The organism is Thermococcus barophilus MP (assembly GCF_000151105.2).
GTDB lineage: Archaea > Methanobacteriota_B > Thermococci > Thermococcales > Thermococcaceae > Thermococcus_B > Thermococcus_B barophilus.
In genome coordinates, this window is the sequence record NC_014804.1 from 1,312,117 (window position 1) to 1,327,880 (window position 15,764).

At 42.5% G+C, this 15,764-nt stretch carries 21 protein-coding genes and 1 other RNA gene; 15 read left to right on the top strand and 7 right to left on the bottom strand.

The genetic code is table 11. From position 1 onward, the window contains the following. Positions 1-54 precede the first annotated feature (54 nt). Positions 55-297: an Lrp/AsnC family transcriptional regulator gene (locus TERMP_RS07515; protein ID WP_013467791.1), complete on the top strand. Its 243-nt coding sequence runs from the start codon at positions 55-57 to the stop codon at positions 295-297. On the opposite strand, the gene TERMP_RS07520 is transcribed toward TERMP_RS07515, so the two are convergent. After that, positions 298-609 carry a signal recognition particle protein Srp19 gene (locus TERMP_RS07520; protein ID WP_013467792.1) on the bottom strand — a complete coding sequence of 104 codons (312 nt, stop codon included), beginning with the start codon at positions 607-609 and terminating at the stop codon, positions 298-300. It abuts the gene before it with no gap. Between the two features lie 56 nt (positions 610-665). On the opposite strand from TERMP_RS07520, the gene TERMP_RS07525 reads away from it, so the two are divergent. From TERMP_RS07525 to gltA, 4 genes are all read left to right on the top strand, one after another. Next, the gene (locus tag TERMP_RS07525) at positions 666-1,301 is read left to right on the top strand and encodes a DUF257 family protein (protein WP_013467793.1); all 636 of its coding nucleotides are present in this window, start codon (positions 666-668) and stop codon (positions 1,299-1,301) included. Next, positions 1,298-2,059, top strand: coding sequence for a tRNA (adenine-N1)-methyltransferase (locus TERMP_RS07530; protein WP_013467794.1), 762 nt, complete (start codon positions 1,298-1,300; stop codon positions 2,057-2,059). The genes TERMP_RS07525 and TERMP_RS07530 overlap by 4 nt, the downstream gene beginning before the upstream one ends. A 220-nt stretch (positions 2,060-2,279) precedes the next feature. Then, on the top strand, positions 2,280-3,146 hold the full coding sequence (locus tag TERMP_RS07535) for a sulfide/dihydroorotate dehydrogenase-like FAD/NAD-binding protein (RefSeq protein ID WP_013467795.1): 867 nt from the start codon (positions 2,280-2,282) through the stop codon (positions 3,144-3,146). Further along, positions 3,146-4,588 carry an NADPH-dependent glutamate synthase gene (gltA, locus tag TERMP_RS07540; protein WP_013467796.1) on the top strand — a complete coding sequence of 481 codons (1,443 nt, stop codon included), beginning with the start codon at positions 3,146-3,148 and terminating at the stop codon, positions 4,586-4,588. Before TERMP_RS07535 ends, gltA begins: the two co-directional genes overlap by 1 nt. A 254-nt stretch (positions 4,589-4,842) precedes the next feature. On the opposite strand, the gene TERMP_RS07545 is transcribed toward gltA, so the two are convergent. From TERMP_RS07545 to TERMP_RS07555, 3 genes are read right to left on the bottom strand one after another with little or no spacing between them, the layout of a single operon-like run. Then, a complete protein-coding gene (locus tag TERMP_RS07545) occupies positions 4,843-5,187 on the bottom strand; it encodes a DUF7132 family protein (protein ID WP_013467797.1) in 345 nt (114 codons plus the stop codon). A gap of 47 nt (positions 5,188-5,234) precedes the next feature. Beyond that, the gene (gcvH, locus tag TERMP_RS07550; RefSeq protein WP_013467798.1) at positions 5,235-5,639 is read right to left on the bottom strand and encodes a glycine cleavage system protein GcvH; all 405 of its coding nucleotides are present in this window, start codon (positions 5,637-5,639) and stop codon (positions 5,235-5,237) included. Between the two features lie 45 nt (positions 5,640-5,684). Further along, on the bottom strand, positions 5,685-6,569 hold the full coding sequence (locus TERMP_RS07555) for a DMT family transporter (RefSeq protein WP_013467799.1): 885 nt from the start codon (positions 6,567-6,569) through the stop codon (positions 5,685-5,687). Between the two features lie 92 nt (positions 6,570-6,661). Between TERMP_RS07555 and TERMP_RS07560 the strand changes: the two genes are divergently transcribed. Continuing rightward, positions 6,662-7,255, top strand: coding sequence for a hypothetical protein (locus tag TERMP_RS07560; RefSeq protein WP_013467800.1), 594 nt, complete (start codon positions 6,662-6,664; stop codon positions 7,253-7,255). Here the strand turns inward: TERMP_RS07560 and TERMP_RS07565 are convergent. Continuing rightward, a complete protein-coding gene (locus tag TERMP_RS07565) occupies positions 7,252-7,527 on the bottom strand; it encodes an acylphosphatase (RefSeq protein WP_048159796.1) in 276 nt (91 codons plus the stop codon). The two genes, TERMP_RS07560 and TERMP_RS07565, sit on opposite strands and share 4 nt — an antisense overlap. A gap of 83 nt (positions 7,528-7,610) precedes the next feature. On the opposite strand from TERMP_RS07565, the gene cutA reads away from it, so the two are divergent. Both cutA and TERMP_RS07575 read left to right on the top strand, forming a co-directional pair. Beyond that, complete coding sequence (cutA, locus tag TERMP_RS07570; protein ID WP_048159969.1) at positions 7,611-7,916, top strand: divalent-cation tolerance protein CutA; 306 nt, start codon at positions 7,611-7,613, stop codon at positions 7,914-7,916. Continuing rightward, entirely contained in the window at positions 7,913-8,500 is a 588-nt protein-coding gene (locus TERMP_RS07575; protein WP_013467803.1) for an endonuclease dU, read from the top strand. The genes cutA and TERMP_RS07575 overlap by 4 nt, the downstream gene beginning before the upstream one ends. On the opposite strand, the gene TERMP_RS07580 is transcribed toward TERMP_RS07575, so the two are convergent. Next, positions 8,472-8,834 carry a hypothetical protein gene (locus TERMP_RS07580; RefSeq protein ID WP_148221081.1) on the bottom strand — a complete coding sequence of 121 codons (363 nt, stop codon included), beginning with the start codon at positions 8,832-8,834 and terminating at the stop codon, positions 8,472-8,474. The genes TERMP_RS07575 and TERMP_RS07580 overlap by 29 nt on opposite strands. Before the next feature lie 101 nt (positions 8,835-8,935). Here TERMP_RS07580 and ffs point away from each other — a divergent pair. The 3 genes from ffs (at position 8,936) to queC (ending at position 10,963) form a co-directional block, all read left to right on the top strand. After that, an RNA gene (gene ffs / locus TERMP_RS11420) (signal recognition particle sRNA) lies at positions 8,936-9,248 on the top strand. A gap of 84 nt (positions 9,249-9,332) precedes the next feature. After that, entirely contained in the window at positions 9,333-10,232 is a 900-nt protein-coding gene (locus TERMP_RS07585; RefSeq protein ID WP_013467805.1) for a dihydroorotate dehydrogenase, read from the top strand. Positions 10,233-10,234: 2 nt separating this feature from the next. After that, positions 10,235-10,963 (top strand): 7-cyano-7-deazaguanine synthase QueC, encoded by a 729-nt coding sequence (gene queC / locus TERMP_RS07590; protein ID WP_013467806.1) that lies wholly within the window; start codon positions 10,235-10,237, stop codon positions 10,961-10,963. Here queC and TERMP_RS07595 read toward each other — a convergent pair. Beyond that, a complete protein-coding gene (locus TERMP_RS07595) occupies positions 10,960-11,454 on the bottom strand; it encodes a THUMP domain-containing protein (RefSeq protein WP_013467807.1) in 495 nt (164 codons plus the stop codon). The genes queC and TERMP_RS07595 overlap by 4 nt on opposite strands. Positions 11,455-11,519: 65 nt before the next feature. On the opposite strand from TERMP_RS07595, the gene TERMP_RS07600 reads away from it, so the two are divergent. The 4 genes from TERMP_RS07600 (at position 11,520) to TERMP_RS07615 (ending at position 15,759) form a co-directional block, all read left to right on the top strand. Next, positions 11,520-12,728: an AAA family ATPase gene (locus tag TERMP_RS07600; protein WP_013467808.1), complete on the top strand. Its 1,209-nt coding sequence runs from the start codon at positions 11,520-11,522 to the stop codon at positions 12,726-12,728. Then, positions 12,725-13,255 (top strand): metal-dependent hydrolase, encoded by a 531-nt coding sequence (locus TERMP_RS07605; RefSeq protein ID WP_013467809.1) that lies wholly within the window; start codon positions 12,725-12,727, stop codon positions 13,253-13,255. The genes TERMP_RS07600 and TERMP_RS07605 overlap by 4 nt, the downstream gene beginning before the upstream one ends. Before the next feature lie 72 nt (positions 13,256-13,327). After that, a complete protein-coding gene (trxB, locus tag TERMP_RS07610; RefSeq protein WP_013467810.1) occupies positions 13,328-14,317 on the top strand; it encodes a thioredoxin-disulfide reductase in 990 nt (329 codons plus the stop codon). A gap of 104 nt (positions 14,318-14,421) precedes the next feature. Beyond that, positions 14,422-15,759 (top strand): ornithine aminotransferase, encoded by a 1,338-nt coding sequence (locus TERMP_RS07615; RefSeq protein WP_013467811.1) that lies wholly within the window; start codon positions 14,422-14,424, stop codon positions 15,757-15,759. The last annotated feature ends 5 nt before the right edge of the window (positions 15,760-15,764 follow it).

Sequence of the window (15,764 nt, forward strand, 5' to 3'; positions counted from 1 at the left end):
TTAAATGAGATAAAATGCAAGTATCATCTGTAAAAAACTGCTCTGGTGGTGTAAATGGTTAGGGCATATGTTTTACTGACAGTTGAAATTGGAAAAGTTGAGAAGGTTATAGAAGAGCTTAAAAGGATTCCCGGAGTTACAAAGGCGGATGCTGTCACTGGACCATATGATGCAATAATACACATTGAAGCAGCAGACCTTGGAGAACTCACAAGAAAAATCCTACATGATATACACAACATTGATGGTGTAATCGACACCACAACAGCGATAGTTGTTGAGTTAGAGGAAGAGTGACTACTTTTTCCTCCTCTTGGACTTCCTAAATTCCCTAATCTTTTGAGCAATTAGCCTTAGGCTTTTTGACTTTCCATACTTGCTTTCAATAACGAGCATCCCCTTTGCTCGAAGGGTCTCGTCTAATCCTGATACGCGGGGGTTTAGCTTGTCCCATTCAACTTTAACGATCTTCATGCCAAGGATTTTAGCTGCTTCAATAATTTCATCAAGTTTGGGAGACTCAACTGCTAAGTTTTTGGGGATTTCCCTTCCATATTTCCTTGACAACCTTGCATCCAGTTCACTTGCCCATACTACGAACTTTCTCATTCTTAACACCTAAAAGGTTTAAAAGATAAGATATTAAAAATTCTTTGGTGGGCAAAATGGAAATTCACTCAATTGGAAAGTTTCTAAAGGGGCATGTGAGAGGAGGTGACGTTGTTTTAATAGAATACCCCAGCGCTTATCCCTTTGAAGACCTCGCATGGGGAGAGATTATCCCCGAGATTTCTCACGACAATCAAATAGTTGTTGATGATTTCTTTGGTATTGGAGATTTAAGCTTTAGAAACTATATCAGGAAAATTTCTCCAAAGGATTACAGAAGAATCATCGAGATAACAAAGCACATAAAAGTGATCAAAATAGGCCCGGGAAGAGCGAGTTATGGATCAATCGTTGATGAAATCCCCCTAACATATGAAATATCCGAATTCATGAAAAATTATTACGATGCAATTAGAAAAGCCCTTGTGGATTCAATAAAACCACTTTATTTCCTGAGCTTTGGATTATCGGAGTACTTCTACTTTGGAAAGGAAAGGGCAATTCAGGCTATTTTATTCAGTAGAAGCAACCTTCCAGTAGAGGACTGGACCTCGATTTATTTGATAAACAAAAACTTGGTGGAAATGCCCCAGTTGGCAATTTTAGAAGACATCTCAGCATGGATCATCGACATAAACCAAGAAGAAGAGTACACAGTCAAGATCAAAAAGGGAAATGGTGAGAAAAAGTGATAGCAGAGGATCAAAAAGTTCTGCTGGTTGATCCCAGGGGAAAAAGATATCTGATATCTGCAAAGAAGCAGGAGTTTCATACTGATCTGGGGAAGATAGACCTTAGTGAAATAATTGGGAAAAATTTTGGGGATATCATCGAATCACATAAAGGATATAAGTTCAAAATTTTGAAGCCCAGAATAGTTGATTTCATTGATAAAATGAAGCGCGGTCCTCAGATAATTCATCCCAAGGATGCAGCTCAAATTGTTGCTTTTGCAGGAATCTCCCCAGGAGATTTTATAGTGGAAGCTGGAGTCGGAAGCGGTGCGCTAACTCTTTTCTTGGCAAACATAGTTGGACCTAACGGAAAAATAGTCAGTTATGAAGTTAGAGAGGACTTTGCAAGGCTTGCCTGGAAAAACATTGAATGGGCAGGTTTTGATGACAGGGTTACTATAAAGCTCAAGAGCATTTACGATGGAATAGACGAGAAAGAGGTTGATCACATAATTCTTGACTTGCCTCAACCAGAGAGGGTTGTTGAACACGCTGTAGAAGCATTAAAGCCGGGAGGATATTTTGTGGCATATACCCCATGTATAAACCAAGTTGCTCGCCTTTATGAAAAGCTGAGAGAGTTCAGGGAGTATTTCATGAGACCCAAAACTATTGAATGCTTAGTTAGAGAGCAGGAAGTTAGGGAAGAATGCATAAGACCAAGAACAAGGATGATTGCACACACAGGATACATAACATTTGCGAGAAAGATTTAGTCAGCAGAGAGGGAGGTTCATCACCACCTCAGCGTACCGTGAGGCTCATCCCCTAATTTCGAAATTTAGGCTCCTCTTTTTAGGATTTTTGGTTAAGTATGGCTATTGCAAAATTTTCTTCAATGTTGTTAACCTTTGGTTAACAATACTTTTATAAATACCTCATGTTCACAACCTTTGTAAATGCTCAAGAATGAGCACATGTACGGGGGTGTTCATTGTGTACAGGATTTTAGAAAGAAAGGAGATTGCAATGAGAAATGTTTGGTTTAAAGTTCACGCTCCACACATAGTTAGAAAACTCCAACCAGGCCAGTTTATAATTGTTAGAGCTTTCGAGAATGGGGAAAGGATACCCCTTACGCCGGTCACGTGGAGCAGGGAGGAGGGATGGATAGGGCTTATTGTATTCACAAGAGGAAAAACAACGATGCAGATAAACACTGAGCTCAAAGAAGGGGATTATTTCCTTAACATTGCTGGTCCGCTTGGCAACCCAGCTCCGATGAAAAACTACGGGAAAATACTTGCTATAGGCTTGTATACGGGTATAGTCGAAGTGTTTCCAATAGCAAGAGCATGGCAGGAAATTGGAAATGAAGTTCACACCCTCCAGGTCACCTTCGAACCCATGATCCTCTTAAAAGATGAACTCGAAAAGGCTGTTTCAAAACACACTGCTGTAGGTGTTCCGCTTAATCCAGAGAAGAGCTTCCCCGAAAACATGAAAAATGTAACCGCCAGGGCAAGAGAAATAGTCAGAGACATGATAAGAAACCTTAAGCCAGATTTAGTGTTTATGGTTGGGCCAGTTGGTGATCAAAAAGTGATTTTTGAAGTTGTCAAAGAATTCAATGTTCCAATGCTTGTTGATTTACACCCGATTATGGTTGACGGAACTGGTATGTGTGGTGCTTGCAGGGTTACTGTTGGAGGACAGATCAAATTTGCTTGCGTTGATGGTCCAACTTTCAATGCATACGAAGTTGATTTTGATGAGCTGATTAAGAGGTCTGGCTATTATGGGGATTTGGAGATGATAGCAATGCAAGGATATATGCAAAAGATTCAAGGGGGTGCACAGTGATGACAAAGAGAAAGCTCATAAAAAACAGAGTTCCCACCCCTGAAAGACCGGCTTATGAGAGAATCAAGAGTTTTGAAGAGGTCAATTTAGGATACAACTTTGATCTTGCCCTAATGGAAGCTGAGCGCTGTTTGCAGTGTCCAGAGAACTATGCTCCGTGTATAAAAGGATGTCCTGTAAACATAAACATCCCTGGCTTCCTTGCTAAGCTTAAAGAGCACAGAGACAATCCATACTTGGCGGTTAAAGAGGCTTTAAGAGTTATTTGGGCTTGTAATTCTTTGCCTGCCATTACAGGCAGGGTTTGCCCACAAGAAGACCAATGCGAAGGAGTCTGCGTAATGGGCAAAGTAGGCGACCCAATAAACATAGGAAAACTCGAAAGATTCGTAGCAGACTACGCAAGACTACACGGGATAGACGACGAGCTTTTGATGGAGATCATCCCCAAAATCGAAAAGAAAGAGCAAAAAGTAGCTGTTGTTGGAGCAGGACCAGCAGGCTTAACCTGTGCTGCAGAATTAGCAAAAATGGGCTACAAAGTTACAATATTTGAGGCTTTGCATTATCCCGGAGGAGTCCTAATATACGGAATCCCAGAATTCAGACTACCAAAACAAATCGTGAAAAAAGAGCTCAAGAAGCTTGAGCTTTTAGGTGTTGAGATAAAGACAGACCATATAGTTGGAAGAACCGTAACAATCCCAGAGCTCATTGAAGAATATGATGCAGTGTTTATCTCTACAGGTGCTGGAACGCCCAAACTTCCAGAAGTGCCTGGAATAAACCTCAACGGAATTTACTCAGCCAACGAGTTTCTTACAAGGGTTAATCTAATGAAAGCATATAAGTTCCCAAAATACGACACCCCAATAAAAGTCGGTAAGAAGACAATAGTGATTGGTGCCGGAAATACAGCGATGGATGCTGCAAGGACTGCTCTAAGGCTTGGAAGCGATGTCACAATAGCGTACAGGAGAGGAAGAGAGGATATGACAGCGAGAATTGAGGAGATTCATCACGCTGAGGAAGAAGGAGTGAAGTTTATGTTCTTTGTGAGTCCCTTAGAGTTCATTGGAGACGAACACGGCAATGTCAAGGCTGTTAAATTCATGAAAATGAAAGTGCTTGATGAGAAAGAGTCCAATGGAAAGAGAAAAATTATTCCAACGGGTGAAACAATAACAGTCGAAGCTGATACGGTAATTATAGCAATTGGACAGGTTCCAAACAAGATAATCTGGAAGACAACGCCCGGCTTGGAGATTACAGAGAAAGGTACTATTGTAGTGGATGAGAATTTGATGACTTCGATTCCTGGAGTTTTTGCGGGTGGGGATGCAATAAGAGGAGAAGCAACCGTAATCTTAGCAATGGGAGATGGAAGAAAAGCAGCAAAAGCAATACATGAATACTTGCAGAGGAAAAGCGAAAATGCTTGATTTTTCTCCTATATTTTTCTGAATCTTAGGGGATAAATTTATCAGCTCTAACGAGAAATAACCAAAGGCTATGAGGAGCCTCACGATAGCTGAGATGTGATGACGGGCATACTGGCCGAGCCTATTTGTGGTGGCAGACCTTTTCTACTTACCTTTGAATTCCAATAGCTTTATTTTATCAGGAAGGCAATAATAAAATGGGCGATGACGAGCTCTAGGGTATCTGAAATTATGATGAAAAAGGAAAGCCGAGCTTATCCCTCCTTTTCTTCCTCTTCAATCTCCTCAAGGATGTGCTCGAACTTCTTGAACTCCTCGCTTTGTGCAAGAAGAGTTATGAATTCGTCGATTTCCTCTTTCTCAAGGAATGAACCAACTAAAAGCCTTCCAGTATAGCGGTTATTCTTAATCTCCCAGAACATGTAGAATTCAGGGAATTTGTTTTTGATTTTCCTATAGGCAACGCCATACTTAGAATCCTTAAGTGGGTTCTGCTCAAGGAAGAAATGGTTTTCAGAGAGCTCAATCTTATGGAGGATTGCTCCGCGCTTAGTTCTCACAAGCTTGACTTTAACATCCCATTCTTTTAGAGTTCTCACTAAAAACACCTCCAAATGGAATATGAAAAGACAAAGTCAGACAAAAATCAGAGGCTCTTCAAGTATTCAGCATACTGCTCGGCAGTCATGAGATTCTTTAAGTCCTCTTCAAGGTTTGACGGCTTAATCTTTGCAATCCATGCCTCATATGGATCCTCGTTGATTTTCTCCGGGGAGTCCTCAAGCTCTCCATTAACTTCGACAACTTCACCGCTGACTGGAGCGTAAACTTCGCTCACAGCCTTGACGCTTTCAATTTCACAGAGAACATCCCCCTGTGAAACTTCCTTTCCAACTTCTGGAAGCTCAACGTATGCAACGTCGCCAAGTTCTTTTTGAGCATAGTCGCTTATTCCGACAAGAACCGTCCCGTCGTCTAAAACCTGAGCCCATTCGTGCTCCTTTGTGTAGTATAGTCCTTCTTTAACCTTATATTCGCCTACCTCAATCATGAGAACCACCAGAGTGTTTTACGGCTGAAAAACATTTAAACCTTTCTACATTGCCCCGTTATTCCTTCCAGCACCGCCATAAATAATCCCAGCCACTATTAAAGCAAGGCCAACTATGGTTGAAATCAAAATCCTCTCACCGACTGCAAAGTGTATTATAATCAGGGAGATAAAGGGTGTTAGATAAACAAGATTTGCCATTTGGGCTGTTGTTTCCGAAAGCTCCAGAGCTTTGAGCCACAAGAAGAAAGTGATGCCCATTTCAAAAGTTCCGACATATAGCGCCCCTGCCAATCCTTTAGCAGTGGGTATTACAATATTATGAGTGAGAATCACAAAAAGGAAGATGTACATAATGCCAAAAGCGAAATTAAAGAACATTTTAACCACGGCATCTCTCCCATCTCTCAGATTCAAAATCCAGTAAACCGCCCAGATCAAGGCACTCATTAACCCAAGAAAAGCCCCATAAGGATTAGCAAATTTGAGAGCGGTCATATCTCCCCGCGTTGAAATAATCAAAACTCCAGAGAAGCTAATAAAAATCCCAAAAATGTTTCTAAGCCGAATCCTCTGCTGAAGCAGGGGGATTGAAAGCAAAGTCAGCATTATTGGCCAGGTGTAGTTCAATGCCTGTGCCTCTTGAGCTGGAAGAATCGAATATGCCTTAAAAAGAACCAGATAGTAAAGAAACGGGTTGACAAATCCGAGGATTGCAGAATACTTATTAGAGGACAGCTTTTTCACAACATAGAGTTTGTTCTGAAGAACAAGCAGGATAAAGAAGATGAACAGCGATGTAAAGGAAGCATAAAGTAGAAGATTTAAGTAGCTCAAATACCGGAGGGAGAGCTTAAATGCTGAAGCAACAGTCGACCAGAGAAGTACAGTAATGCTTCCATAAACATAGGCGGATTTCTGCTGGTGCATGTACTACCCTCCATTAAGCATGATTAAAAATCTTCCGAAGAGAAAGATTTAAATATGCATTTCTACACATTTATGAGTAAGAGGTGGCAAAAATGATGCTCATATTAGAGGCTTACTTTAAAAATTATCCGGCAAGAAGAAAGGTTGCAGAGTTTTTATTTGAAAATGGACTGAGCGTCAAAAAGGGAAAGATATATTTGAGAGATGTTGAGGTTCCAATCAGTGAGTTATCAAGGGTTATTGGTGTAAACAGGAAGATCATCTACCATACGATTGAGTACATTGAAAAAACATATCCTCTAAAGCTGATCTTTGAAAGATTAACTCCTCTGCCCAGCCTGATTGATGTTGCTCCAATAATGGGATGGGAAGTTCTTGAAATTGAATTTGATAAAGAGCTGTACTCCAAGGCAATTTCAAGTGTTCTCCAGATACTTTCAGAAAACGGCGTTTCGATAATGGAGATTTTTAGCAGAAACCTCAGACAAGAGGAAAGCAAGGCATATATTGTTATAGACGGAACCTTACCTGTAGAGGTATTTGTAAAAATAAAAGACATACCAGGCTTCAAAAAACTGATCCTCCACACACCCGAGAAAAGGAAGGAAAAATTTGTATGTGCATATTGTGAAGTTAGATACTGTCCAAAAAAAGTTGCTTTGGAAAATATAAGTGCAAAAGCTTAACCAACAACCCTAAACCCTTTCTCTCCCTTTGGTTCTTCCCACTTCACTTCAACTCTCGTAACCCTTGCAAATATTGGACCTTGATGTGCCCAGCCAATTAAAGCTTCAACTCTCTCTCTTTCTCCCTCTATCACCGCTTCAACGCTGCCATCTGGCAGATTTCTGACCCATCCACTTACTCCAAGCTTTCTCGCTTCACGCTGCATGCTCCACCTAAAGCCAACCCCTTGGACTCTTCCATAGATTCTTAGATGTGCTCTTACGATCTCCATCCCAACCCCCGATAAAAATAACCCAACGTAAGATTTAAGTTTATCCTTGGGAGGTTATAAACGGAGGTGTGAAAATGAGTGAGATGATACTCGTGTATACGACATTTCCGGATTGGGAGAGTGCAGAAAGGATAGTCAAAGAGCTGCTTGAAAAAAAGCTTGTAGCGTGTGTCAATTTAAGAGAGCATAAGGCGTTTTACTGGTGGGAAGGCAAAATAGAGGAGGATACCGAGGTAGGTGCAATCCTTAAGACAAAAGTCGAGCTTTGGGAGGAGCTTAAAAAGGAACTCAAAGAAAAACACCCCTACACAGTTCCAGCAATAATTAGAATTGATGTCGACACCGTAAATAAAGAATACCTCAAGTGGCTGTTAGAGGTCACAAAATGATCAGAAAGGTAAAGCCCCAGATCAGGGTCATTGGTTTTGATGACGGTACTTTTTCTTTTAAATCCAAGGTGGAAAGAAACAAGACCATCCTTATTGGAGTTGTTATGAAAGGCTCTCAGGACGTTGTTGGAATTCTATGCAGATGGATTGAAGTTGACGGGAGAGATGCAACAGAAAAGATGATTGACGCTATTGTGAATTCCCGCTTTAAAGATTTGAGAGTAATAATGCTGAAGGGCATAACATATGCCGGCTTTAATATCGTTGACATCGAGAAGCTCAGCAAGGAGACAGGTTTACCTGTTATTGTTGTTATTAGAAAAAGACCAGAGTTAAAAGCCATGGAGAACGCCTTGAAAAAGCATTTTCCAGATGCTGAAGAAAGAATTAGGCTGCTAAGAAAAGGCGGAGAAATAAAAGAGCTAATCCCCGGGAAGTTGTTCTACCAAGCTTATGGAATTGAACCAAAAACGGCAGAGGAAATAATCAAAATAACTCAAAAAAGCTCTTTAATTCCAGAACCTCTCAGATTAGCCCACATGATAGCTTCAGCGGTCATGACTGGAGAGTCGAAGAAGGAGTAGACTTTTCTTTCCGCATTGGTTGAATTTTTGTTCTGAAAAGTCCTTCGATGAAGTCGGTTCCGGAGTAACCAATTGCAATCAATCCCAGAGCCATTTCCTTGGTTATCTCCTGCTCACCCCAATAGAGGCTAACAATACCCAAAACTCCAGCGGTTGCGCCAATTAACATGCTGATAACAAGCCTCTTCATGTCAAAAGCTTCTTTGAATTCTCTTCCTTCTGAAACAGCTTTCTCTTGAACTTTCTTAACCCCAATAATCACCCTTATCATCTGTCCAGTCATTCCCAAGAACATACCCAGCAGTATATAATACAAAGCCTCAGATGGTGTCATTTTTAAGCCCTCGTAAATATATGAGCTCCTTCCTAATAAGATTGTTGAATTTTTGAGTTGTACCAAACCTTTATATAACCATCCTCTCTACTTTTAAATGGCGGCGGACTAGGCTGGGGGGTTCGGCGTCCCCTGTAACCCGAAACCGTCGATATGCGGGGGCCGAAGCCCGAGGGGCGGTTCCTGAATCCAGCGGCGGAAGCCGGGGTAAACGATGAGCCCTCGTCCCACGGGGCCGGCGGTGGGCGGGGCGGAGCTGAAGGGCTCCGCTAACGCCCTTTGCCCGCCGAACCCCGCAAGGCCCGGAAGGGAGCAGCGGTAGGCGGGACGTTCGGCGCTCGTGGGGTAGCGGGGGCGAGGGAGTCCCGGTGGAAGCCGCTGGAGGAGGGTTCCCACCCTCGGGCGCGTCCGCCGCCGTAAGAATTTTCATGTTTTACAAATGAATGAGGCAAAACTTATTAAACAGTAGACTCTCTTTTATCACTTAGGTGTAAAAAAATGCTGAGCATTGAAGTTGCCAAACTTAAACTTGAGAATCCCCTCATCTTAGCTTCTGGTGTCGCGGACATGACCCCAGACTTACTTAGGCGAGCACACAAGGAAGGAGCTGGAGCTGTTGTGACAAAATCAATTGGGATTGAACCGAGAAAAGGCTACAATAATCCCACGATAGTTGAGCTTCCTTACGGTCTGATTAACGCTATGGGGCTTCCAAATCCTGGATGGGAAGCGTTTTATAAAGAATTCAAAAACGAAAAATTTGATTTTCCCGTTATAGTGTCAATCTTTGGAAAAGATGAGCGGGAGTTTGCTTTTCTTGCTGAAAAGCTGAGCGAAGTCGCAGATGCCTTTGAGCTCAACCTAAGCTGTCCCCATGCCAAAGGTTACGGCATGGAAATTGGGCAGAACCCAGAGATGGTGTACAAGGTTGTTAAAGCCGTTAAAGACACAACGGATAAGCCAGTAATAGCGAAGCTAACCCCAAACATTGATGATATAACAAAAATCGGGCTGGCAGCAGAAAGGGCAGAAGCTGATGCCGTTTCAGCCATTAACACGGTCAAAGCTGTTGCAATTGATATCTACGCGAGAAGACCAATTTTGAGCAACAAAGTTGGTGGCTACTCTGGGCCAGGAATCAAGCCAATTGCCCTGAGAGCTGTGTATGATTTGGCAAAAGTTCTTGATATCGATATCATTGGAGTTGGAGGGATAACGACATGGCAGGATGCCGTTGAGTTCTTAATGGCGGGTGCAAAGGCTCTGCAGATTGGAACTGCAGTCTCATTGAGAGGATTTAAAGTTTTTAAAGAAATCAATGAAGGAATAGGGAGATTTTTAAATGAGGAAGGGTTTAATAGCATAGAGGAGATAGTGGGAATAGCCCTGGAGGGATAAAAATGAGGAGAGCAGTTGTCTTGTTTAGTGGTGGTTTAGATTCAACAGCTTGCTTATACTGGGCAAAGAAAAATTATGATGAAGTTATCATGCTCACGATAAATTATGGCAGCAACGAGGAGAGAGCAACAAACAAGGTAGCAGAGTTTTTCTCAAAAGAGCTGAACATTCCACTCAAAATTATTAAGCTCGATTTCTTAGAAGAGTTCTCCAAGCTTAGGGGAACTACATTAGTCGGAGGAGAAACACCAAGAGTTACAGCAAGAGACTTAGAAAACATGGAGAGAGCTCAAGAAACTGCTAAAAGCGTTTGGGTTCCAGCGAGAAATGTAGTGTTGATCTCTGTGGCGGCATCACTTTTGGATGCCCTTGGAGGGGGGGACATTATAGTAGGATTCAACGCAGAAGAAGGTGCAACTTTTCCAGATAACACACCAGAATTTGTTGAAAAGATGAACGAGATGCTGAGATATGGAGCGTTGAGTGAAGTCAAAGTTGTTGCACCCCTGATAAATCTCGACAAAAAAGGTATTGCAAAGCTTTTGAAGGAGCTGAATGCAAAATACGAATATTCAAACTCATGCTATATGCCAAAAGGCTTCACAGAGGATGGAAAGCCAATCCACTGCGGAGAATGTGAAAGCTGTGTAAGAAGACACCGTGGTTTAATGGAGGGTGTAGGGGAAGACAAAACAGTATATGCAATCAGACCCAAAATTGAAATTGCTTAAAGCTCAACTTCTTTTTTAATTATCTCATCTGGCTTGATGATACTAATCGCTGTTCTGTTCCCCAAAACCTCGATCCACACATACCAATCAGGATTGTCCAAGTTTACCACAGCATTCAAGTTTTCCTTGATCTTTGCACCAAGCTCAATCTCTATTTCCTTGCTTGAGCGTATCCAGTTTCCTCTCCTTTTACAACGAACGGCAAAGCTTTCACCTTCTTTAATCCTGGCCTTTGCAAGTTTGAAGCCTTCCTCAATTATATCCTCCTTCCTGCTCCTGACAAACTTCTCAAGTGGGATGATCTTGAAAATTGCAGTTGTTTCAAAGCCCTTTAAAATTTCCAAAGCTTCCTCTTTTTTTAGACCGGTTTTAACGATTAAAACACCTCTCCATCTTGTTCTTCTTATCTTGACATCACCCAATGCCCATTCGAGTTCTAAACTTGCATCTCCCTCCCTGCCCGAAGGCACAGTGACGAGTAACGTTGTCATTTTTTCACCTCCCATGAACAAGCTTTTATATCTATACATTCCAAAATTTAAACTTGGTGGGTAAAATGGAAAAGCCAAGCACACTTAAAGTTTATCCCTCTCCTTCCTATGAGGTATACGGCCTGTCAAGAAATCCATTTGGAGAACTTGCAAGTGAGGGAATCGAGGACATAGAGAGCATTCATGTTTACCAAGAGGTTGATATGAAGCTGTCGATGATAATATCCGAGGTAATCGGCAATAAAAGCTCAATTGCATTTTCCATCGTTGGACCCTTGGGAATGGGAAAAACCCAGAGGCTGAAAAGTATTGCCAAGGCAATAAGCGAACGGGGAGGGAAAGCAATCTACGTCAAGGTGGACACCAATGATATTTTAAAAATTACACGAGATCTTTTTAATTCAATGAAGCCACCAAAGAGCAGAACAAACATATTCTTGGAAAATTTGAGCAGAAAGCTTGGCTTTATTGACCGCTTAGAAAAGATGTTATCCTCAACTCAGGAGTATAAATCAAGGGATATAGCGGAAATGCTGACAAAGGAGCTCGGCAAATATCCATATTCTGCCCTCCTCCTCGATGAGCTTGAGAACATGCAGAGTGCAAGGGAGCAGGAAAAAATACAGTTTTTTGAAATGCTGAGGCACTTCATAAGCAACATGCCTCCCGGATGCATAGTGGCTTTCGCATGCATTCCGGAGGCTTACGAGGAGTACACAAAAATTTTCCCGGCATTTTTCATGAGATTACATTACGAATTCAAGCTCAGACCTATGAGTCTTGAGGAGACATTTGAGCTTGTCAAGAAGAGGTTAAATAAAGTCAGAATCAGGGACACAGACGATCCCATTTATCCATTTACCGAAGAGGCAATAAAACTCATTCACGAACTTGGAAAAGGCAATCCCAGACAGATTTTAAGGCTGTTGCATTACGTGCTAAGCGAAGCCAGCAAACACAAATTTGACCCCATTGACGATTACGTTGTTACAACAATTCTTGAAGAGCCAAAGAACTTAGAGGAGTACCTAACAAGGATTCCAAAAGACTACAGAGATTTGGTTGAAGCGATAGTCTACAAGTTTAACGGAGGACCAGTAAGCTATATTCAGGTTGCAAAAGAGGTTAAAAAGCCAGGTATTCAGGTTTACGAACATCTTGAAGAACTTATAAGGTTGGGATTCCTCATTGGAGATCCGAAAGGCAACTACAAAGTCCCAGACTATGTTAGAAGATTCCTTGAGCAGGAAAAGAAAGAGGAGGAAAGTGAATGAACTATGATGAGCATGTGCTTGGGGGAATTATTACATACCCCCTTGCTGTTTTGACTGCCTCTCTCCTCAGAGCATACTTAAATGTGCCTTTCCAGCTTAGTTTCATGGCAATGGCGCTCGGTTATGCATTCTACGTCTTAGGAAGCGACTTACCGGACATGGATCATCCAGATGCCCTTATTCATAGAGGAACAAAGCCAATTGTAGCGGTTGCAATTGGAATTTCAGCTTTTCTGAAGTTCAGCGAAATTTCAATAACTGAATATGAATGGGCAAATTTAACGATAGCCTGGGGAGTTGCTGTGCTTTTTGCATTCGCCTCCTGGTACATTTTCTCCACAATAATGCCCAAACACAGGGGCATAGTCCATTCAGTGGGCTTTGCATGTGTATACGGTCTGCTTGGATTTGCTCTGCCAGTTTATGGTCTTGGGCTACATTGGGAAGAGGGGCTGTTTGTAGGATTTGCGGCATTTATGGGATATCTACTTCACTTGATTTTGGATAAGCAGGTTAAGTTGCTTTGAAATTATTACACAAGTTTGCCCAATAATGCTTTTAAATTGTTCAATCGGATGTAGGGTTGGAGGTGAGTCAAGATGTTCAGTTTAACAGGCTTTTCAAAAGGAAAGGAAGAAAAAACAACCTGGGATGTTGTAATCATCGGTGCTGGACCGGCTGGATATACAGCAGCAATCTACACAGCGAGATTTGGACTTGAGACCATAATCATAAGCAAAGACCTCGGGGGGAACATGGCATTAACAGACCTCATTGAAAACTATCCAGGATTCCCGGAGGGAATCAGTGGCTCAGAGCTCAACAGAAGGATGTACGATCAAGTGAGAAAGTACAACGTTGATGTGATATTCGATGAAGTGGAGAGGATTGAAAAGGGAGAATGCCCGTACTATGAGGGGAAATGCTACTGGATGGTTTACACTAAGAATGGTAGAGTTTACAAGGCAAAAACCGTTATTATAGCCGTTGGAGCAGAGCCGAGAAAGCTCAACATCCCAGGAGAAAAGGAGCTTACGGGCAGGGGAGTGAGCTACTGTGCAACATGCGATGGACCTCTCTTTGTCGGGAAGGAAGTGATAGTTGTCGGCGGTGGAAACACTGCACTGCAGGAAGCATTATATCTCCACAGCATTGGCGTTAAAGTTACACTTGTTCACAGGAGGGACAAGTTCAGAGCTGACAAGATTCTCCAGGACAGATTCAAAGAAGCCGGTATTCCAGCAATTTTAAACACCGTTGTAATTGAGATAAAGGGAAAGGAAAAAGTTGAATCTGTTGTGCTTAAGAACGTAAAGACTGGGGAGGTTTTCGAGAAGAAAGTTGATGGTGTGTTTATATTCATCGGCTATGAGCCAAAGACGGACTTCGTTAAACATCTTGGCATTACAGACGAGTGGGGTTACATACCCGTTGACATGTACATGAGGACAAAAGCTCCCGGTATATTCGCCGCGGGAGATATAACAAATGTTTTCAAGCAGATTGCTGTGGCAGTAGGTCAAGGTGCAATTGCAGCAAACTCTGCAAAGGAATTCATTGAGAGCTGGATGGAAAAGAACGGTGCCTAATTTCAACTTTTTCTGCTTTTTCTCGAAACTTTTTCGAACAAAGCTGTCCACTAATGAGCATAGGATTATATAGCATAACTGCAACTCTTCTTTGGTGAGCTAAAATGGTGAAGAGACCTGTTGTTAAAGAACTTCCCGGGCCGAAGGCAAAAGAGGTCATTGAGAGGAACTTTGAGCTCTTAGCAGTTACAACCCAAGACCCAGATGCCTTGCCAATTGTTATCGAGAGAGGAGAAGGAATTATGGTCTACGACGTTGATGGCAATGCTTTCTATGACTTTGGAAGCGGTGTTGGTGTTCTTAATGTTGGACATGTACACCCACGGGTCATTGAGGCTATAAAAAGACAAGCCGAGAAGTTCACACACTTTGCCTTAAACGACTTCTTCTATGAAAACGCTGTAATCCTGGCTCAAAAGCTTGCTGAGCTTTCTCCAGGAGACTTTCCAAAGAAGGTAGTCTATCAGAACAGCGGTGCTGAAGCTAATGAAGTTATGATGAAGCTTGTCAAGTACGGAACAGGAAGAAAGAGATTCATAGCATTCTACCATGCATTCCACGGGAGAACACAGGCTGTTCTCAGCTTAACGGCAAGCAAGTGGGTTCAACAGGAGAGATTCTTCCCAACAATGCCCGGCGTTGAGCACGTTCCATACCCAAACCCATACAGAAACCCGTGGCACATTGACGGTTATGCCGATCCTAAGGAACTTGTAAACAGAGTCATTGAGTTCATTGAAGAGTACGTCTTCAGGCACGTTCCACCAGAGGAAGTTGGAGCAATTGTCTTTGAGCCGATACAGGGTGAAGGGGGTTATGTAGTTCCACCAAAGGAGTTCTTCAAGGAGCTTAAGAAGCTTGCAGATAAGTACGGCATTCTTTTGGCAGACGACGAGGTCCAGATGGGCGTTGGAAGGACTGGGAAGTTCTGGGCAATTGAGCACTTCGGCATCGCACCGGACACAATCCAGTTCGGTAAAGCTATTGGTGGAGGAATTCCATTAGCTGGTGTCGTGCACAGGGCTGACATAGCTTTTGACAAACCCGGAAGGCATGCATCAACATTCGGTGGAAACCCAGTGGCTATTGCCGCTGCTCTTGAAGTCGTTGAAATTGTCAAAGAGCTGTTGCCTCACGTTCAGGAAGTTGGCGATTACCTCCACAAGAGGCTCAAGGAGTTTGAGGAGAAATACGAAGTTATCGGCGATGCAAGAGGTCTCGGATTAGCTCAAGCGGTGGAGTTTGTTAAGAACAAGGACACAAAGGAGAAGAACCCAGAGGTCAGGAACAAGGTTGTCAAAGAAGCCGCTAAGAGAGGTTTAATCCTCCTCGGCTGTGGTGACAACTCACTGAGATTCATTCCACCATTGATCGTTACCAAGGAAGAGATTGATATCGCCATGGAGATTTTTGAAGAAGCCCTCAAAGCAGCTCTTAAGTGATTTCC